Origin of the sequence: Laspinema palackyanum D2c, assembly GCF_025370875.1 — a bacterium.
GTDB lineage: Bacteria > Cyanobacteriota > Cyanobacteriia > Cyanobacteriales > Laspinemataceae > Laspinema > Laspinema palackyanum.
The window spans coordinates 180978-201015 of sequence record NZ_JAMXFD010000008.1; the positions used below are offsets into that span (position 1 = coordinate 180978).

The window sequence follows — 20038 nt, forward strand, 5'->3', positions numbered from 1 at the left end:
TTCAATTCAACCGATAAAAAAGCCCGCATTTGCGGGCTTTTACTGCATCTAAAAATTGCATAGACTAAAGGATGAATGAACCTCCTACATAACTTTCCATTGCTGACGCAGTAAGGAAACAAAGGTATTGTATCCTTGAGAATTTCCCGGGGAGTCGGGAATAAAATATTGGGGAAATTCTTTGTAACAGCGCCATTGTTCATGGGATTTCATCCGGAGATACAAGACGCGACCCATTGTGCCATCGGGTTTCCATGTCATTTGGCCTTGGTTCGGTAAGGACATAATTTTTTCTCCATTTCTCTTAAAAAATCGAGATTTATGCGGGTCTATTATGGCAAGTTTTAATCAGAAATTTGTGACTATTACTACCATTTTTACCCTAAAAAGAGGATATTTTTTTCGACTGAACAGGGGATATTGATGTTCCCCATTCTAGCCGATCGCCTGTTTCCGTCAATCCTCGGGAATGGCAACTGCGGTACAATAGCGGTAAACCTATTGTTTTTGGAATGTGATGATGATTCCTACGGCTAAACGGTTCACGATTCAGGAATATCACCGCCTCACGGAATTGGGCTTTTTCCAGGAGGGCGATCGCGTTGAACTGATTCAAGGAAAAATTCTTCAGATGGCAGCTAAAGGGACCGCCCATACTACGGTTACGAAACGGTTACTCAGAGCGTTAGGGCAACGGTTGGGAGAGCGTGCTACACTGCAAATTCAAGATCCTTTATTTCTGGCACCCAATAGTGAACCCGAACCGGATATTGCGCTGGTGAAAAATCGTGCAGATGACTATTTCTCGGGACATCCCACCCCAGAGGATGTCATCCTGGTGATTGAAATTGCTGATTCTTCTTTACGTTACGATCGCGAGGTGAAATTGCCCCTCTATGCCAAGTCAGGGATTGCTGACTATTGGATTTTTAATTTAGTCAACAATACCCTGGAATGCTACAGTGAACCCTATCAGGATAATCGGGAAAGTTTTGGCTATCGTCAGCGTCGAATTGTTTTACCCAATGAACAGGTTCCTTTGCCCAGTTTTTCAGATATATTATTGGATTTGGTGGAAATATTTCCCCCTCAAAGTTAGGTTAGGAAATGATTTTGATAGAGTAGCCTGCGGAGGCAGGCTTTGTCCGTATAGCCCGACCCTTTAGGGTGCGGGTTTTTATGTTGAATACCTATTATTCAGGCAGCCGTTGATAAGTTGCTGTTAAGGTTTTCAGGCGACTGCGAAGTTCCGGAGATAAATCTTCCGGTTGGTAACGCCAGGACCAATTCCCTTCGGATTTACCCGGTGCATTCATGCGCGCGTCGTTTCCTAATCCTAAAACATCTTGGAGTTGCGTAATGGCTTGATTCGCGATGGTACTCCATCCTAAACGAATTAACTCCCAATGAATTTCTTTTTCTGCCGATTGCGGTTTATCTAAATAACGCCAGAGTTTTTCTTTCGCTTCTGCTGGTAGTTGTTGATACCATCCCACGGTGGTATCATTGTCATGGGTTCCTGGATAAACCACAAAATTTTGATTTTTGTAGTTATGAGGCAGAAAATGTAGTTCGGGATGAGTCTCAAAGGCAAATTGTAAAATTTTCATGCCGGGAAAATCAAAATGCTCTCGCAGTGCATCCACTTCTGGGGTAATCAGTCCCAAATCTTCGGCAATAATAGGAAGTTTGCCTAATTTGTTACCAATCACTTCAAAAAACTCTATTCCCGGTCCTTTTAACCATTGCCCATTTTTGGCGGTTTTTTCTCCTTTCGGGACTGCCCAAAATGCTTCAAATCCCCGAAAATGGTCAATTCGCAATAAGTTGACGGCATCAAAGGTGGTTCTAAAGCGTTCCACCCACCACTCGAATTCAGTCTCTTTTAATTTCTCCCAATTATAAACTGGATTTCCCCAAAGCTGCCCGGTTTCCGGAGCAAAATAATCCGGCGGAACTCCTGCCATCAGGGAAGTTTCTCCGGTTTGTTCTTCTAAATAAAATAGTTCAGAATGGGCCCAGACATCGGCGCTATCATGAGCGACATAAATGGGAATATCGCCAACAATTTGAACATTTTTTTCGTTAGCATACTCTTTTAAGGCTTGCCATTGTTGGTCAAATTCAAATTGCAAAAATTTATAAAAACTAATGCGATCGCTGAGTTCTTGGCGAACGGTTTCTAAGGCTTCGGGTTGGTGTTTTCGGACTGCTATGGGTTCCCAGGAGTTCCAGGCGGCACTATGATGTTTCTCTTTGAGGGCCATGAATAAGGCATAGTCCTCAATCCAATAAGCGGTGCGATCGCAAAATTTTTCAAGTTCCTGATGCTGTTCAGCCGTGGCGTTGTTTTTAAAATTTTGATAAGCGGTTTTGAACCATTTCATCTTAACCGGAATCACCTTCTCAAAGTCCACATAGTCTTTTGGAAAATCCGGAATTTGGACTAAATCTTCTTCAGAAAGCAACCCTTTTTGTTGCAGATGTTCTGGACAAATCAACATGGGATTTCCGGCAAAGGCGGAATAGGACATATAGGGGGAATTGCCATACCCTGTTGGACTCAAGGGTAAAACTTGCCAGAGTTGTTGTCCACTTTCAGCGAGAAAGTCAACAAACTGATACGCTTGCGCCCCGAAGTCTCCGATACCATATCGACTGGGAAAGGAGGTGGGATGTAATAAAATACCGCTGCTTCTAGGAAAAGACATGATTATACCAAAATCTAGGTTTGAAGGAGTGTTTTTAGAATCAATAAACCCTATAAAAATACATATTGGCCGGGGTTTATAGAGTTTTATGAATTTGATTTTTACTCCCAATACTCTATAAATTTTACCGAATTTTGAGGTGGGGGGATCTACCTCGGGGATGATTTGAAATCAGTTGGAATAAAAAATAACTCGAATGGCAGGGTTTGGGGTGGACCACTCGCCTGAAGCGGGTTCAGAAAGTTGACTCAATTATATCGATAGATAGAGATGCCTTGGGGGGAATCTGTGCTAACGTAAATCGAAACTGGATTGAGCCGATTTGTCGAGCCTCATCATCGGAGAAATACTCATGCCTTACCCCTGTGCACCTTGGACACTTAAAGGCCGTGCCGTGCAAACTCTCCATCCTATTGATACCCGTCGAGTGCGATCGCTGGTTCCCTCAGATTTGGCGATTGTAGAGATTTTCCCGGGAAAAACTGTGGGAGGGGTTTATTGTGCTAAATATGGGGCAGGGTCAACTTTATTATATAATGAATTAATTGTGGTTTCTGCATTAGTGCGCCACCGGATGCAGTTTGGGGCGTGGATTTCTCATATTTATGTGGATCATCCCGATTCGGTGGCTGGGGGTCGAGAAATTTGGGGATTGCCGAAAGAATTAGCCCAATTTACTTGGGAAAAAGACGATCGCGATCGCGTGATGGTTCGACAAGGCGATCGCCTGCTCTGTAGTCTCGATTTTAGCCTCAAAACCTTCCGATTCCCCATCCCCTTTGCCTTTCCCAGCTTTAGCACACTGGGTTCTAATTTACTCTTGTTTCCGGGGGAATTAACCTCTCATATTGGGTTAGTTGAGAGCAGATTGGTGATTCCCCCAGAAAGTCCTTTTTCGATGTTAAACTTGTCAAACCCTTGGCTGACTTTTTCTTGTGAAGACTTACGATTGGTTGCCGGTGCGCCAAAAGTGATTCAGGAAAGAGCAACTACCACCCCTTATGCTCCCGCATAGGGTTTTTAGGAACGACTGAAGTCGTTACTACGAACTCAGAAGAACGACTGAAGTCGTTACTACGAACTCAGAAGAACGACTGAAGTCGTTACTACAAACATTAGAATGAAGTTTTCATCCCTGTTTGTAGTAACGCCTTCAGGCGTTTCTTCCCTGTTTATTCCCCCCAATTACTTCCCAATCCACCCTTCAATCATGCCGACGGGAACCTGAATGCTGGGATGGTCAAATACGGCTCGGACTGCTTCCGTTCCTCCGAGTTCCTTCAAGCGTTGTAACTGTTTTTTCAGATTAGGATTGAAATTAATATGTTGCTCGATCGCCCGTTCGGCGACTGCTGAAGAAGGCTTTCCTTGGGAGAGGTTTTCCAAAAATGCCTGCACTTCAGCATACAACGCATTCATCGGAGTGACCGCTTCTTTGGCTGTCGTCGTCTTGGTCCCAGGAACCTTTTGTGCAACAGGTGCTGCTGCTGATAGGATAGGTGTATCAGGTAACTTAGGAGGATTAGAGGGACTCAACTCTTGCGCCTCTGTTCTGTCACCAGACCCGAAATTTCGCACAACTCCCGCCACATCTACCCCGGTACTCGCCCGCAACTGCTCCAAAAATGATGCCATTTTCCCGGCAGTATTGCCGTTTGTGGTATCGATAGAGGTCAGATTTTGGATTCTCACATTTGGGACCGTAGAAACCATTGTCTTGAGAAGCGGTTCCAATTTTTGCAACAGGAAAATCTCGCGCGCTGCGGGTCCGGCAGCTTTCCAGGATTCGGCAAGGCGTTTTGTCCCCATTGCTTGAGCTCGGCCGTCTTCAATGATTTCAGATGCCTTCCCTTTCGCTTCGGCGATCGCCCGCTTACATTGTGCCTCAGCCGGTGCCACCACATCCGCTTGTAACTGTTGCTCCACTTGCTTGATGCGCTCGGTTTGCACGGCGACATCCGCCTGAGTTCGCGCCACTTCTGAGCCAATCTCCGCTTCGGCTTCAGCCACTAATGCAGCCCGAATTGTCTTCGCATCTTGAATGCGGCGATTCGCTTCGGCGCGAGTCATTTCAACTTGGCTGGCAATTCGCTTAATCGAGGTACTTTGGTCATTTTCTGCGGTGCGAATCACAGACTGGGCTTTGGCTCTAGCTTCGGCAATTCGAGCATCCCGGACCAATTCTGCTCGCTGTTTCCGTCCGATGGAATCCAAGTATCGCACATCATCGGAGATATTTTGGATTTGCAGGTTATCCAACACTAAGCCTAACTTTTCTAAATCGTCCTCGGCTTCCTCCAGCAAGCTTTTGGCAAAGGCAATTTTATCTTCATTAATCTGTTCCGGAGTTAAGGAAGCTAAGACGCCGCGCAAATTTCCCTCTAGGGTTTCTTGGGCGATTTTCTCGATTTCTTTGCGGGTTTTGCCCAATAATCGCTCGATCGCATTGTGGATTGTCGGTTCAGTTCCGGCAATTTTTATATTTGCTACCCCTTCTACTTTCAGGGGAATGCCGCCTTTAGAGTAGGCATTGGTCACCCGCAGTTCGATGATCATGTTAGTGAGATCCATGCGGTAGGCGCGTTCTAACAAGGGGAGGCGAATGCTGCTTCCCCCTTTCACCAAACGATATCCTGCCATGCGATGCTCATCCAGGGGACGCGCACTCCCAGCAAAAATTAGCACTTCACTAGGTTGACAGATGTAATACAGATTGTTGATGACCAGTGCACCTGCGCCACCGGCTGCACCTAAAATCGCCAGTAATCCTAGAATAACTTCCATTTGGGTTCTCCTAATTGGTCAGTTGTCATTTGTCTTGGGAAGAGTCGGTAGAGTTAGCGAGGGTCAATGGTACAATGAGTAAAAACCCCATCTTCCTCATCTTTTAATCCGGTAGGGAGTGGACCCCACCCTAACCCTCCCCAAGACACAGGGGAGGGGACCGGAAGTGTATTCTCACTATCTTCCCGATCCTCCCTATCTCCCTTCTAAACTCGCTTTACTTCAACGACTTCCGGTTTGTCGCCATTGCTGCGGTTCAGGGTGCCAATGACATCGATGCCGAGGGTGCGATCGACGCGATCGAGGAATTGTCCGACGATTTCGGGATAGGCATTGACTAAGCTGGCGATCGATTTGCCATCGCCATTGTCAATCACATTGATCCGATCAATCTGGACACGCTGGGTAATATTTGCCACCTCTCGCAGGACCATTTCAATCTGTTGGATTAAGAAGACTTCGGCCGCATCAGTGCCCGTTTCTCGCCAGATTTCGGTGAACAGGTCGTTAACTTGTGCGGCAGCTTTGGCATTTTCCTCGAATACGGCTGCTTCCCCGCGCGATCGCAGCTCTTGTGCTTGTCGCGCTGCTTCTGCGGGGAGCACTTCATCGGCTTCTAAACGGAGGCGTTCTAGGTCCGCACGGATACTTTGTAGCAGTTGTTCGGCCCTTGCTCGGGCTTCTTTTGCGGCCGCTTTTGTGCGTTCTTCTTCCGATCGCGCCTGTTGATCCAGTTCGGCTTGGATTTTCCGCAGTTCGTTATTTTTTTCCTCGATCGCCATCCTTGCCAGGGTTTTGGCGACTTCAGACTCTTGCTCACTTTGCGCTTCTACAGCTTCGGCTTCAGCCACCGCATTGGATTCGGCAATTTCCGCATCCCGGACGATCGCGGCAATTTGGCGGCGTCCGATGGAACTGAGGTAGTCTACATCATCGGAGACACTTTGAATTTTTAAGGTATCAATTTCTAATCCCAGCCGTTGCAAATCATCCTGGACATCATCAGTAATTCGTTCCGCAAATCGCAGGCGATCTTCGTTGAGTTCTTCAGGGGTTAAGGTCGCAACAACACCCCGCAAATTGCCTTCTAAGGTTTCGCGGGCGACCCGGACAATTTCCGTGCGATCGCGGTCCAGAAAGCGTTCAATCGCATTGCCGACGATTTCTGGATTGCTGGAAATTTTCACATTAGCGATGGCTTGAATATTCAACGGCGTTCCCCCTTTCGCATAGGCATTTTTCACCTCCACTGGCACCGGCATCGTGGTCAAATCCATCCGCTTAACCGTTTCTAAAATGGGGATACAAATGGTGCGATGGCGGGTGACTCGATAGCCTAATTCATGGCCTTCTTTAGTTTTCCGTTTCAAACCCGATAAAATTAAAATCTCATTAGGTTTACAGATACATAAAATTTTATTTAAAATCCACAAAAATATCAAAAACCCCAAAATTGATAAACCAATCGTCCCGCCGATAGTAATTAATCGATCGGTTGTAGTCGCTTGAGGAGTAGCGGGGGATGGATCAACTTGAGCAATTTGGAGGGTGGAGAATTCCTTCTGGGGTTTGCGGGCGATCGCCACTCCAGAATCGGCGGGTTTGGGAGTTGAGACAGAGCCTTGAACAATCCGTTGCATAGCGTTGGCTTCCTTTCAGATTGAGTAAACTAAAGAATGTTCTTCGAGTATTCTGTAAAGCTTAGAGAAAATTGCGCCCTTCTTTATCTCGGCGATTTATTGGGGTTGGAGTAACTCATTGGAGTCTTCCGACACCACCCACAGACGATTGTTTTTCAGACCCACAATCAAAACTCGGTCTCCTTTATTAAAAGACCTTGACTCATCAGTAAAGGCCATAAATTCCACATTGGACCCTTTAATATTCACGCGGACCTTGCCTTTGCTTTCACAATTGAAAGGCAGGAGGACCGTCGCTGAGAGTCCGACTAAATCACTAGAACGGGTGAGACTATTAGCATAACGTTGGCTGAGACTTCGGAGACTCCACACCATCGTACTGCCACAAAAAATTCCCATTCCCGCCGCAATTTTGGCAACCAGCTCGGGAGCCATTTCAGGGCGTAGCCAATTTAAAAACAGTCCAGTTAATCCAAAAAAACAACTCCCGAAGGTCCAAAATTTTAGACTAAAGAACGGCAAAATGAACATCCGCTTTAGCCAACTTCCCCGTTTGAACTGGTTCAACTTCTGAGAGTGATCAGAAATTTCTAGGTCCGCATCAAAGGCTACCCCGAAATCTGCACCGTCGAGTCCTCCAATCGCCGCGAACAGGATAAAAAGACCCCCAATGCCGAAACAAAAAAGATAAATAGGCATGATTTTAATAGCCTCGTCTGCATATCAAGGGTTCAGACTCTATTAATTGTCGCAAAAAAAACTCCTAACGTCCAGTTTTGTTACGAAAATTTGTGATAGGGAGGATTGCCACTGCGGTGACAACAACCGCCCTCCCCCGGAAGTGACGGGAAGCGGGGACCGCCGACAACATCCCAACCGAGGGACTGAGGCAATTTCCGCAGCCTCTGGTATCCTGGAGTTGGCCTCAAATCCGGAGAAGTTGCCGGAATCGCGCCGGAGTTGTCGGAAATCGCCCCACTTTTTCTGAGATAATAATCTGCCTACCTCTAAAATAAGGAAACCGTGATGCGCTTATCACAAATGCTGTTTGTTACCCTCCGTGAAGACCCCGCAGAAGCGGAAATTCCCAGTCATAAACTCCTGTTAAGGGCCGGTTATATCCGGCGGATTGCCAGTGGGGTTTATGCTTATTTGCCTTTGATGTGGCGGGTTCTCAAAAAAGTCTCCAATATTGTCCGCGAGGAAATGGACGCCACAGGTGCTCAAGAATGTCTGTTGCCGCAACTCCAACCAGCAGAGTTATGGCAAGAGTCAGGACGGTGGGAGACTTACACCAAGGCAGAAGGAATTATGTTTGCCCTCACCGATCGCCAGGAACGAGAAATGGGTTTAGGACCGACCCATGAAGAAGTGATCACCGCCATCGCCCGGGATATGATTCGGTCTTATCGTCAACTTCCCCTCCATTTGTATCAAATTCAAACTAAATTTCGCGATGAAATTCGTCCCCGTTTTGGATTAATGCGCGGACGAGAATTCATTATGAAAGATGGCTATTCTTTCCATACAGACGAAGCCAGTTTACAGAAAACTTATGCGGATATGGACTGGGCGTATAGCAATATGTTTCGCCGTTGTGGCTTAGAATTTCGCGCAGTTCAAGCGGATTCTGGGGCCATTGGTGGGGCGGCATCCCAGGAATTTATGATTTTGGCAGAAGCGGGAGAGGATGAAGTTCTTTATACCGAAGATGGTAAATATGCCGCCAACGTAGAAAAAGCCACCTCCTTACCTGCCGATGCGAAACCCAGTGCTTTTGTTCTCTATGAAAAACGAGAAACTCCCAATACCAACACCATTGATAAACTCTGTCAATTCCTCAACTGTTCCCCCACGGAAGTGGTTAAAAATATCATTTACCGCGTGGTCTATGACAATGGGAGAATGGTGTTGGTCTTGGTGAGTATTCGGGGCGACCTACAAGTGAACGAGGTGAAACTTTATAATGCCTTAAGCCAACTCGCCCCCAATTATGGCGGAAATGCGATTATTGCCCTGGATATTCCTTCGGAACAAGTCCAACAACAATTAACCCTCAAACCCTTACCTATCGGATATATTGGTCCAGATTTAGCGGATAATTATATCACACCGGCAGAACATTTGCAACCGGAGTTTTTAAGATTTGCCGATCGCACTGTGGTGGAGTTAAAGAATTTTGTCACCGGGGCCAATGAGACCGGCTATCATGTTGTCGGTGCCAATTGGGGGGAACAGTTTCCTTTAAGCGATCGCATCGTCGATTTACGCAAATCCCAAGCAGGCGATCGGGCGGTTCATAACCCCAGTCAACTCCTCAAAAGTGCCAGAGGCATCGAAGTCGGGCACATCTTCCAACTTGGGACTAAATATTCTCAAGCCTTGGGGGCAACCTATACCAATGAACAAGGGGATAGCGTCCCCTTAGTAATGGGATGTTATGGCGTAGGAGTCTCCCGATTAGCTCAGGCTGCCGTAGAGCAATCTTATGATAAAGATGGCATCATTTGGCCCGTGGCCATTGCTCCCTATCATGCCATTATTTGCATTCCCAATATTTCCGATGCTGAACAGGTGGAAGTCGCAGAAAACCTCTACAAGGAACTCAATGCCGTCGGCATCGAAACCCTCTTAGATGACCGGGAAGAACGGGCGGGAGTCAAATTTAAAGATGCTGATTTAGTAGGAATTCCCTATCGAATTGTGACGGGTCGGTCTCTCAAAGCCGGTAAAGTAGAAGTCGTTGAACGCGCTACTAAAACTTCCCATGAAATTTCCATCTCTGAAGTTGCAGCGACCCTCAAAACATGGATTGATGAAGCTTTGTCTTCGGCGGTTAGGTAACCTGAGCAAGGGTGCTTTAAAAGTTGTTTCCGAGATTAGCTGACCAACCCTAATCCTTGGCAAAAATAGGGAGAATCTCCTAAATGGGAGCATCTTGCTCCCTAACCCTTTGCCATAATTAGGGAAAACCCACCGAAGGAGGGGGAGCATCTTGCTCCCTACTGCTTTGCCGGAAGAAAAATGCTCCCACTCCTGAATTTTACTGCAATCATACAGGATTCAGACTCGCGATAGAAACCTCGATACCCGATGCTTCCCTCTCTCATCAAACCCGAATGGAATTTTTCACCCTTCTGCTCACCAGTCTGTTTACTTTAGTCTCTCCTGCGGGGATTGCCTTAGATACTTTAGCCGAACAAAATATTCGCGATCGCCTCTTTGCAGCAGAAGAACTCGAAGTCCGCATTGATAACACCCCCAGTTATCAATTACTCGAGGGAAAGGTCGATCGCCTGCGAATTGCGGGCCGGGGATTATCATTAATCCCAGGGTTAAGACTTGATAGTTTAGAAATAGAAACCGACGCCATTGATGTCAACCCTAGAGAGTTCGGACGAGGTTCCGGAAATAGCCCCATCCGGGGATTACAAAAACCGTTACAGGCAGCAGTTCGAGTTTCGGTAACCGAGGCCGATATCAATACCGCCTTGCAGTCCCCGGAACTTTATAATCAAATGCAAACTCTAGCCTTGAGCTTATTTGATTCTCCCTTAATTCAACAAATTGCCACCCGTTATACCCTAGTTAATCGGCAAGTTACTTTTTTACCCAATAACCGAATCCGATTCCAATCTCAAATTCAAGAACGGGGATATAATGATTTCCTAACCTTAACCGTAGAAACCGGCATCAATATCATTGAGGGTCAACAATTACAACTCCTTTCCCCCGCTGTGTGGGTGAACGATCGCCCAGCACCCCGACGATTAGTCACGGGACTCTTAGATTTAACCCGCCGGTTTAATTTACAGCGCTTAGAAAATCGAGGTCTGCGATCGCGGGTTTTGCAATTTAACCTCACCCCAGTCGGGGCAGAAATTGCCCTATTTGTGGCACTCAACCCTTAGACTAGAGCGGAAAGACCAACCCCCGACGTCCCCTGTGGTGAATGTCTCCGGGACTCCTCGGCTTTGTCTGCTCAAAGCACTCCCGTGTGAGTTACCACCCTAACCGAGGAATCCTAGTGGTGTGCCTCCACAGACAAGGGGCAGATATTCAGATAGACTGAGCTAGAGGAGTATTGAAAATGGTATGGATGTGGGGGACAGTATGAACGCCGAACGGTTTGCTTTTAAGCTGATTGTGGAAAAAACTGAAAATTGGGGAGAAGATCCCGTAACCCTACCGGACAATCTACCTCGTTCTGAGGCGGGGGAAAAAGCCCTCAGTGAATTTTTGCAAGTGATGCAGCTTGAACTAGAGGATGCTCGCTTAGAGGAGTCGCAGGTGCAGGAGTACCGGGAACCCCTAACGCAATTCGTCTTGCAACCGTTGGTACAGGAAACCCTGTTAGGAGTTTTTGACAAAGACTGCAAAACTATCTCTACAGAGACTTTAGGGCAAACCTGGACTCAGCTCAATTTGAAGGCCCTCCCCCAAGGGTTTAATTGGGAAGCCGTAGCGCGAATCTATTTCAAACAAATTAAAGCCTTTGTTCACGCCAGAGAATTAGTCGATCGCCTGCTGAACTCCAACGGAGAAGATGCACTCACCCTGGATGACATCAAACGGGATGTATTCCTGCAACATCTGTTTGATGAACCCTGGCATGAAGTGATGCGGCAAATCGTCAGGATGATTCCGCCGGAATTGGCGGCAGAATTACTCGATTCTCTGATAGAAAACCAAGTCGAACCCTCGAACTTTACTCACTTATTTGTAGCGGCAGAATGTCTGGCGGTTTTGCCCGAGCGCACCGCATTGACATCCACAGCGAATCAACTGCGCGATCGCCTGCAATCCTTAACCCAATATCCGGAAGTGGATGAACTCATCCTCACCCGCCTGCGCGCCATTTCCACCCTGGCGCGAGTCTGGAAAACGGACCCGGATACCCTTCCCTGGTTACAATCTTTAGCCGAATCCCCCGTTGCCGAAACTATCCGCATGAGTGCGGTGGATGAAATCGCCCTCTGTTGGAAAGAACGCCCAGAGATTCTCTCCTGGCTCAAAACCTTAGCACAATCGTCCGTTGCTGAAATTACCCGGGTGAGTGCGGTGCGATCGCTGGCGACTCACTACCGCCAGGACCCGGAGATTCTCCCCCTGCTCAAAACCTTAGCCCAAAGCGATCGCTATTGGCTGGTCCGGGAGGCGGCATTAGAAGAGTTGGCCGAGGGATGGCACGATGATCCCCAGACCTTTTCCCTGATTGCGGCGATCGCTCAATCCGATTCCGAGGCCGATGTGAGAGAGGCGGCCGTAGAAGAACTCGCCAGAGGTTGGAGTCACGACCAGGAAACTGCTGCCTTAATTGGCACTTTAGCCGAGTCTGATGAAGATTGGCACGTCAGAATTGCCGCCATGCAGCAGTTTGCGATCGCCTGGTATGACAAGGCATCCACCCTAGGTTGGCTAAGAACTCGTGCCCTTTGTGATCCCGATTGGCACGTCAGAATTGCTGCCATGCAGCAGATTGCTACCGGCTGGTTTGATGACCCCGAAACCGTCGCCTGGTTGCGCGATCGTATTGTTTCTGATGACACCTGGCAGGTGCGCGTTGCTGCCTTACAACTGGCGGCAGCTTGGTTTGAAGACCCGAAAACCTTACCGATTCTCAAAGAAATCGCCTCCTCAGACCGCGATCGCCGGGTCCGGGAAGCCGCAGTGCACGAGTTTACTCGCACTTGGAAGGATGACCCGGAACTGTTACCGATTCTCAAATCCCGCGCGACTCAGGACGAACATTGGCAGGTGCGCGTCGCTGCCTTACAGCAACTGGCGACGGGATGGTATGACGACCCGGAAACTTTACCGATTCTCAAGATACAAGCGGTCAATGATCAGTCTTCTGATGTGAGAATGACTACCTTGCGAGAACTGGCTTCCGGGTGGTTTGATGACCCCGAAACCTTGCCCATTTTGAAAAGTCGGGCTACCTCGGATCAAGGGTGGGATGTGAGAATTGTTGCCCTGCGAGAATTGGCAACGGGTTGGAAGGAACATTCGGAAACTTGGAGCATTGTCAAAAGCCGCGCTCAATCCGATGACAATTGGGCCGTGCGTCTGGCCGGGGCGATCGAGTTAGTGACCCACTGGCCCCAAAACCCGGAAACGTTGGAGATTGTCAAAGCCCGGGCTTGTACCGATGAGGATTCGTTTGTGAGACTCTCGGCCCTGCAACAGCTCGTTAAGGGGGGATGGGATGATGCTGCTGTATTTGCCGTTTTGTGCGATCGCGCCGTCAATGATCCGTTTGTGCCGTTACAAGATGGTGCGCTCAATCCTCGACTTACGGCCCTAGAAGCCATCGTCCAGTATTATGGGGATCACCCAGAAACTCTCCCCTTAATCCGCGATCGGGCCCAATCCGACCCCGATGAAAAAGTGCGGGCCTTTGCTCAATCCATCTTAGGCACCCCGGGCCCAAACTAGAGAGAGTATTTCTGGCTTACCCCTTGACAAAAATCCTCTTTTACCCATTAGGTTAACAGCGATCGGTCCCAAGCTCGTCAGGGGTGACCGGCCAGACTGATCCCTCCTGACGAGTTTCCCCCCGGACTTAGCCTAATTCGTTAACAACAAATTATGGAATTATTGACCCTCGTTTTAACCGGAATTCTCACCTTAGTGTCCCCCGTTGGGGTGACCTTTGATAATATCGCCGAGAGAGATATTCGCGAGGCCCTCCATGATGCCGAACAGTTGGAAGTCCGACTGGATAATGCCCCAAACTACTCGCTACTTAGGGGCAATATCCAACGGTTACGCTTTGCGGGGCGGGGATTGTACGTCACGCCGGAGCTTCGCATCGATACGGTGGAAATCGAAAGCGACCCGATCGCCGTCGATATTAACCGTCTCAACCAAGAAGACCGCCGCTCAATCCCGCGCTTTCTCCGGGAACCCTTACAAGGGGCGATGCGCGTAGTCATCACCGAGGCCGACCTCAACCGCGCCTTGCGATCGCCCGCTGCCGCTGAACCCCTGCGAGAACTCGGCATCGGGATCACCCGCACCAATGACCCGGAGGCCCAAAGGGACCCCCAACGCTTTCAAATTGTCAACCCCGAGGTGGAATTTTTAGCCAATAATCGAGTGCGCTTCCAGTTAGAAATTGCCGATCGCCGGGATAATGAATCCGTGCAAATCGTTGTAGAGACCGGATTAGCCTCAATTAATGGGGCAAGAATCCAAGCCATCAACCCGACCATCTGGATTAACAATGAAGAGGCCCCTCCTCAGTTGATTACAATTTTCTCCCGAATCCTCGATCGCGCCCTAGACCTCAGAAAATATGAAGACCGAGGATTATTTGCCCGGTTTTTAAAATTTGAACTGAGTCCCGATCTCCTAGAAGTTGCCGCCTTTATTCGCATCGATCAGCCCGATGCGTTGTCGGTCTTGACTCGCGAGTAAGTTTTCGGGAAATTTAGCCGATTCCCTTGTAGTTTCTTGCCAAGGTCTACCGCCATCTTTAATTTTTTAATAAAGATGTAGCTATTTGTTCTTAAGGCATTGGCGATCGCCAATTAACCCGATGAGCGGCTCAGGGCTGGGAAGAATTCAGGGATGAGAACAGGTGATCCCCCGTACTGGATACCAAGGGAACCCTCAGAGGACTGAAACATCCGCTCAGTTCAAAACCCCAAAATCCGCCTTTCTTATTAGTGAATATTGTTTAACCGTTGAGGAGAACTTTTGATATGCAAAATGGACAAACTCGCCGCATTCCCCTGGGTGTTATTGCCACCCTCTGTGCTGTCGTTGTCGCCGCAGGAGGTGGAACCGCTTGGTGGGCCGTGAATTCTCAAAAGGATCTCACTCTCAATGGCATGAATCCCGTTCCCACCCAACCCAGGGACCCCGGGGTAAATATCCCAGTCACCCAGGATCCGAATTTAACTCCTCCCACAGCGCTCAATCCCATCGAGCAATCGGTGCAAATTTATGTGGTCCAAGATAACGGGACCCAATTTGAATTGGCCTCTGTCCCGGTCTCCGTGCAGGCAACGGAAGAACCCGAGGCGGTGTTAAAAGCTGCCTTTGATCGCTTGGTCACTCAACCGCCCAATGGCGCTGGCTTTAGCGCAATTCCCCCGGGTACCCAAGTGCTGAATGTAGAGGTCAAGGAGAATGGCATCTATGTTAACCTCTCCCCTGAATTTACCTCCGGGGGTGGCAGTAGCTCGATGACGGCTAGATTAGGGCAGGTAGTTTATACGGCGACCACCTTGGATCCGAATGCCTCGGTCTGGATTTCCGTAGACGGGGAACCGTTGGAAGTCTTGGGGGGTGAAGGGTTAGATATTCCTCTGCCGATTACCCGCACTATTTTTGAGTCCGAGTTTCCGCTGTAATTTATTGTCCTTGTCAACAGCATGGACCCCCCAAGTCTCCTCAATTCACAGGGGCTTGGGGGGTCAATTTGTAGGGGATAAAACCTACATTCCCCAGGTTAGATCGCGCTCTAACGGATTAAGGGTTTTAACGCCCTAACGCTTATGGAGTCAAAACTTCAGGCTTCAAAAACCTAAAAATATATTGAGAATAAAGATAGAGCTGCGGAATGGGAGTTTAAAACAAATAGACCTCTCCAGGGTCAGAGCCAAAGATCCAACCTGGAGCGGCGATCGCCATGCTGTCACCGATCCCAGTCACTGCAGCGCCAAACCCTTCGGTTCGCTCTGGAAAAGGATTTCTGAACGTGGTGACCAGTTCCCCAGTAGTGCCATCAAACAGATAGGCGGATCCCTCGTTCGTGGTACTTGGATTAACTCCAGGAGCGCCAATCAGGAAATTATCTGCGATCGCCGCTACGGAAGTCCCAAACCCCTCGTAGCTTTCTGATGAGGGGTTAGAAAAGCTCAGGAGCATCTCCCCGGTACTGCCATCGATTAAATAGGCTGCTCCCGAAAACAAATCAGCTCCCTCCGCACCTACTAAAATCCTGTTACCCACTGGTGCTAAAGAGACACCAAAGGCATCACTCTGATTGGGAGCCGGACTGTTAAAGGTTTGGAGCAATGCTCCCGTTGCCGGATCCAAGAGATAGACCCGACCGGAATTAAAGCCATTCCCATCATCAAACGGTGCAGCAATTAAAGCATTATTACCCAGTGCTGCCACTTCCTGACCAAATCCATCTAAACTATAAGGCTCTGGATTTAAGAAAGTTTGGAGGAGATTACCACTGGGATCGAATAGATACGCGGCACCACTTCCGGATTGATTACCACTGGCAACCCCACCGTCACCAATCAATAGATTATTGCCTATAAACGCCACAGAGAACCCAAAGGAATCCCCAGGATTCGGAGATGGCGATCGCAGGGTTTGCACCACTGCTCCTGTATCCACGTCAAACAGGTAAGCAATTCCTGAACCTAGACCACCCGTTGCATCCCTGGGGGCCCCAATGAGTACAAGGTTACCCTGGGCTGCAATCGAGATTCCGAAGCGATCCCCCACGCTAGAAGTCGGACTGTTGAAGGTTTGTAACAGTTCTCCTGTGGTTCCATCAAACCAATAAACCACCCCAGGAACAGCATTCGGGCTATTCTTGCCCGGTGCGCCAATGAAAAGGTTCTGACCCAATGGGACCAGTTCTGCACCAAAATTATCCCCTGGGGTGGGGTTAGGGTTCCGAAAGGTCAATTTCGGTAACTGGGTATCGTCATCAATAATGTCTAGAACGGCTGTATTTTGAATTCCGATGACTGCTTCGCCCGTGGGATTAAGTAACGTTAAATAAAGGCTTTCAGTCGATTCTAATTGCGGATCGTTAACAATGGGAATTGTCACCGTTTTCTGGGTTTCTCCCGGTGCAAAATTAATTAAGACAGGCGTATTGTCGTAATCCTCTAGGGCGATCGCCTCATTACTAGACGCGGAAATCGTCACCCCTACGGTTCCCTCCCCACCATTGCGGGTTACTGTCACTGCCGCTTCAGTCGTGCCATCCTCATTAACGCTAAAATTGCTGTCGCTAAAATTTAGGGTTGCCAAATTGATAAAATCTTCTGCATCCAGAGTGCCGAGGTCAACAGACTGCAATACGGCTAAAAACTGCCCATTGGATTTATCTCGAAGCAGGACATCTGAACTATTATTTTCCGTTCCTTGAATCAATTCAAGGTCAGTAAATGTTAGACCTTCAATGAGAGCAATTTTATCGATACCATCGGTAAAATCTGTAATCACATCGGCAGAGGCGATCGCTGTCCCACCCAGATTTTTTCTTAGGAAAAAGGTATCATTGCCTTCAGCGCCGGTTAACGTATCGATCCCAATATCCCCATAAAGGCGATCGTCGCCTAATCCTCCCATCACTAAGTCATTGTCTTTACCCCCGCGTAGGATATCATTTCCAGCACCACCGATTACCGTATCATTTCCTCGGTTGCCATTTAGTTCATCTGCACCTTCACCCCCATCCAAACTATCTTCACCCGCCAGTCCTAACAGGGTGTCATTACCCAGTTCGCCCCCTAGGAAATCACTGCCATCACCCCCAAAATTGGCTTCAGGTCCTTGATCTCCAATCAGAAAATCGTTGCCATCTCCTCCGAACAACGTATCATTACCCAGATCGCCGAAACAGGTATCGTCTCCCAGGGTTCCAAAGAGGCGATCGCCGTCTTTGCCTCCGCGCACAATATCATTGCCATTTCCGCCAAAAACTGTATCGTTTCCCTGATTTCCATTCAGGCGATCGTCCCCGTCAAAACCTTCGAGGATGTCATCTCCAGAAAACCCCAAAATAGAGTCAATTTCTGGGGTTCCTGTCAAGGTATCATTTTTGTCACTGCCCAATAGAGGAGCCATATTTTAATTTCATAGGTTTGCGCATTAATTTAGCGATCAGCTAGACTGTTGATTTTTCCGGTCAAATGATAAAAATCTTAAACCAACATTCCGTAGGTTAAGTTAAAGAAGTAAATAATATTTCCGGCAGGAGGCTCCCACAACCTGAAGTATCCATTGCCGTTCCTCGGTTAAATCGGTAATTTGTTGACATCCATTAAGGGTCAGGAGATGAATCGATTAAAAGCATTGGAAAACCCATCTTAAAGTTGGAGTGGCGGTGGGGTTACCCAATTGGTTATTAATCGACTTTTTGGCCTGTGCTAGTGCTGACGTTGTGTAAGATTTCTGCGTTAACTCCTTCTTTTTCCGCAGCAGCTAGGGCAATTTAAACAAACAGTTGAGTCAGTCCCGCTTTATAGAGGACGTCGAGAACTCTCCCAAGTCGGTCATCATTGAGATGCTCTGGAGTGATCTCTTCGTACAAGAGGTGTTCTGTCGCTTTTCCCTCGAAGAACTTCTCAAATAGGTACAACGGAGCGCTCACCAAGCCTAACCCGTTGATAATCATGGCTTTGATTATGATTCCGGCACTCACGAGTTCTAGGGGGTGGCTCCCTAGCACCTGATTGATGATTTCTACCAGTCCAACCCGATGTAGGATGCCTGCTACTATGCCCAAGTGGTTAATATCTGGTCCTCTAACGGAAGATGCTATACCTGTCATACTTTTAAAAGTATTCGCCCTGTGCTATTTTACCTGCGGAATGTAGGTTTCATCCGGATTCCAGTTTTCAAAGCAAAAACCCACAACCTGAAGGGTGTGGGTTTTTGCTTATCGTTTTCCATGCAAGCTCAAAGAGCGGAATTGACGCGCTTGTTCTTCAATCCGCTCGGCAAGGCGATCGCACACGAGATTACACAGCTCGAAAATCAGCGGATCTTCCACACGATAATAAGCCGAAGTGCCTTCCGTGCGACGACTGAGGATTCCCGCTTGCAGCATAACTTTCAGATGTTTAGAGACATTCGCCTGACTGGTGGAGGTGGCATCCACTAACTCTTGTACACATTTTTCACCATTTCTGAGTAAGTTTAAGAGCTTCAAGCGCATGGGCTCACTCAAAATACTGAAATATTCCGCCACTTGTTGCAATACCTCTGGGGGTAAGGGTTGCGCTCGTTTCATGGCTGGTCCTAAAGAATTACCCATATTTATATGGTCCTATTGTAACAGTAAACCGATTTATGACAATTAAGTAATTAAAGGGAGTGAACTCAAGAGTCGATTGTCTTGAGAGCAAGGCAATCGACTCACTCATGGAGGCGGGAAAACATTACTCGGGGCTAATCCGCATTAAAGGCTGACCGTATTCTACCGGAGTGCCATTTTCGACCAAAATTTCCACCACTTGTCCGGAAACCTCAGCCTCGATTTCATTCATCAACTTCATCGCCTCAATGATGCAGACGGTTTGGCCGAGTTTGATGCGATCGCCCACGGCGACAAATGGCGGTTCATCAGGAGAGGGAGAGCGATAGAAGGTCCCCACCATTGGGGAAATGACCTCCAAAAACTTGCGATCGTTCGTCACTGGAGCCGGAGCAGCGACACTGGGACCTCCAGGAGCATTCCCCTCCGTCGGCCCAGGGGTCCCCGACGAGGTAGGGGCTGTCGGAATAGCAGGCTTAACCGGGGGACTTGAAGGGGCGATCGCCCCAGTTCCCTCAGTCGCCAGGATCAACCCCGGATCAACCGGGATCCCCACCCGCTCGGCAATTAACCTATCCTTGCGTAGGGTCAGCTCAAAATCGCCACTTTTTAAAATCAGCTCAGAAATATCCGTTCCATTGAAAGCCCCAAGCAGCTCACTCAGTTGGCTTAAATCCAGTTGCACAGTTTCTTTGACCCCGTAAAATCAACGTTATTCTTCTCTAGTTTTTCCCCATCGAGCCCAAGGGAGGGCGATCGCCTCGGTTTCCCCGGGATAAACCCACCGCGATCGCCCTCCAAGGCAGCCCAGGAGAGGGAATAAACACCACTCTCCGGAGTGCAAAGACGCACGAGGACTGACCGCTAGTCGGTAAGCGCGA

Annotated in this window: 16 protein-coding genes and 2 pseudogenes; 7 read left to right on the top strand and 11 right to left on the bottom strand. The window is 48.3% G+C overall.

All coding sequences use genetic code 11. The features are described 5' to 3' along the window. Positions 1 to 84: 84 nt before the first annotated feature. Positions 85 to 285, bottom strand: a complete 201-nt coding sequence (locus NG795_RS12505) for a hypothetical protein (protein ID WP_367288993.1) — start codon at positions 283 to 285, stop codon at positions 85 to 87. 232 nt (positions 286 to 517) lie between these two features. Between NG795_RS12505 and NG795_RS12510 the strand changes: the two genes are divergently transcribed. After that, entirely contained in the window at positions 518 to 1099 is a 582-nt protein-coding gene (locus NG795_RS12510; RefSeq protein ID WP_367288994.1) for a Uma2 family endonuclease, read from the top strand. Positions 1100 to 1193: 94 nt separating this feature from the next. Here NG795_RS12510 and malQ read toward each other — a convergent pair whose 3' ends face one another. Beyond that, a complete protein-coding gene (malQ, locus tag NG795_RS12515; RefSeq protein ID WP_367288995.1) occupies positions 1194 to 2711 on the bottom strand; it encodes a 4-alpha-glucanotransferase in 1518 nt (505 codons plus the stop codon). Between the two features lie 352 nt (positions 2712 to 3063). On the opposite strand from malQ, the gene NG795_RS12520 reads away from it, so the two are divergent. After that, the gene (locus NG795_RS12520) at positions 3064 to 3726 is read left to right on the top strand and encodes an acetoacetate decarboxylase family protein (protein WP_367288996.1); all 663 of its coding nucleotides are present in this window, start codon (positions 3064 to 3066) and stop codon (positions 3724 to 3726) included. 170 nt (positions 3727 to 3896) lie between these two features. On the opposite strand, the gene NG795_RS12525 is transcribed toward NG795_RS12520, so the two are convergent. From NG795_RS12525 to NG795_RS12535, 3 genes are all read right to left on the bottom strand, one after another. Next, positions 3897 to 5495 (bottom strand): flotillin family protein, encoded by a 1599-nt coding sequence (locus NG795_RS12525; RefSeq protein WP_367288997.1) that lies wholly within the window; start codon positions 5493 to 5495, stop codon positions 3897 to 3899. 206 nt (positions 5496 to 5701) lie between these two features. After that, entirely contained in the window at positions 5702 to 7135 is a 1434-nt protein-coding gene (locus tag NG795_RS12530) for a flotillin family protein (RefSeq protein ID WP_367288998.1), read from the bottom strand. A 96-nt stretch (positions 7136 to 7231) separates the two neighbouring features. Then, positions 7232 to 7834, bottom strand: a complete 603-nt coding sequence (locus tag NG795_RS12535) for an NfeD family protein (RefSeq protein ID WP_367288999.1) — start codon at positions 7832 to 7834, stop codon at positions 7232 to 7234. 327 nt (positions 7835 to 8161) lie between these two features. Between NG795_RS12535 and NG795_RS12540 the strand changes: the two genes are divergently transcribed. From NG795_RS12540 to NG795_RS12560, 5 genes are all read left to right on the top strand, one after another. Next, a complete protein-coding gene (locus NG795_RS12540; RefSeq protein ID WP_367289000.1) occupies positions 8162 to 9979 on the top strand; it encodes a proline--tRNA ligase in 1818 nt (605 codons plus the stop codon). A 275-nt stretch (positions 9980 to 10254) separates the two neighbouring features. Beyond that, positions 10255 to 11046, top strand: coding sequence for an LmeA family phospholipid-binding protein (locus tag NG795_RS12545; RefSeq protein WP_367289001.1), 792 nt, complete (start codon positions 10255 to 10257; stop codon positions 11044 to 11046). A 202-nt stretch (positions 11047 to 11248) separates the two neighbouring features. Continuing rightward, the gene (locus NG795_RS12550; RefSeq protein ID WP_367289002.1) at positions 11249 to 13573 is read left to right on the top strand and encodes a HEAT repeat domain-containing protein; all 2325 of its coding nucleotides are present in this window, start codon (positions 11249 to 11251) and stop codon (positions 13571 to 13573) included. A 153-nt stretch (positions 13574 to 13726) separates the two neighbouring features. Then, positions 13727 to 14557: an LmeA family phospholipid-binding protein gene (locus NG795_RS12555; RefSeq protein ID WP_367289003.1), complete on the top strand. Its 831-nt coding sequence runs from the start codon at positions 13727 to 13729 to the stop codon at positions 14555 to 14557. Positions 14558 to 14844: 287 nt separating this feature from the next. Continuing rightward, positions 14845 to 15498 (top strand): GerMN domain-containing protein, encoded by a 654-nt coding sequence (locus NG795_RS12560; protein ID WP_367289004.1) that lies wholly within the window; start codon positions 14845 to 14847, stop codon positions 15496 to 15498. Positions 15499 to 15715: 217 nt separating this feature from the next. On the opposite strand, the gene NG795_RS12565 is transcribed toward NG795_RS12560, so the two are convergent. The 6 genes and pseudogenes from NG795_RS12565 to NG795_RS12585 form a co-directional block, all read right to left on the bottom strand. After that, positions 15716 to 17965 carry a Calx-beta domain-containing protein gene (locus tag NG795_RS12565; protein WP_367289005.1) on the bottom strand — a complete coding sequence of 750 codons (2250 nt, stop codon included), beginning with the start codon at positions 17963 to 17965 and terminating at the stop codon, positions 15716 to 15718. 102 nt (positions 17966 to 18067) lie between these two features. Next, positions 18068 to 18274, bottom strand: a pseudogene (locus NG795_RS28445) (IS1634 family transposase); the annotation flags it as partial. Then, positions 18267 to 18671: pseudogene (locus NG795_RS12570) on the bottom strand (DUF4277 domain-containing protein); the annotation flags it as partial. The pseudogenes NG795_RS12570 and NG795_RS28445, both read right to left, overlap by 8 nt. Before the next feature lie 108 nt (positions 18672 to 18779). Then, positions 18780 to 19133: an ArsR/SmtB family transcription factor gene (locus NG795_RS12575; protein WP_367289043.1), complete on the bottom strand. Its 354-nt coding sequence runs from the start codon at positions 19131 to 19133 to the stop codon at positions 18780 to 18782. Positions 19134 to 19281: 148 nt separating this feature from the next. Then, positions 19282 to 19842, bottom strand: a complete 561-nt coding sequence (gene accB, locus NG795_RS12580; protein WP_367289007.1) for an acetyl-CoA carboxylase biotin carboxyl carrier protein — start codon at positions 19840 to 19842, stop codon at positions 19282 to 19284. Further along, positions 19827 to 20009 carry a hypothetical protein gene (locus tag NG795_RS12585; protein WP_367289008.1) on the bottom strand — a complete coding sequence of 61 codons (183 nt, stop codon included), beginning with the start codon at positions 20007 to 20009 and terminating at the stop codon, positions 19827 to 19829. Before NG795_RS12585 ends, accB begins: the two co-directional genes overlap by 16 nt. Positions 20010 to 20038 lie beyond the last annotated feature (29 nt).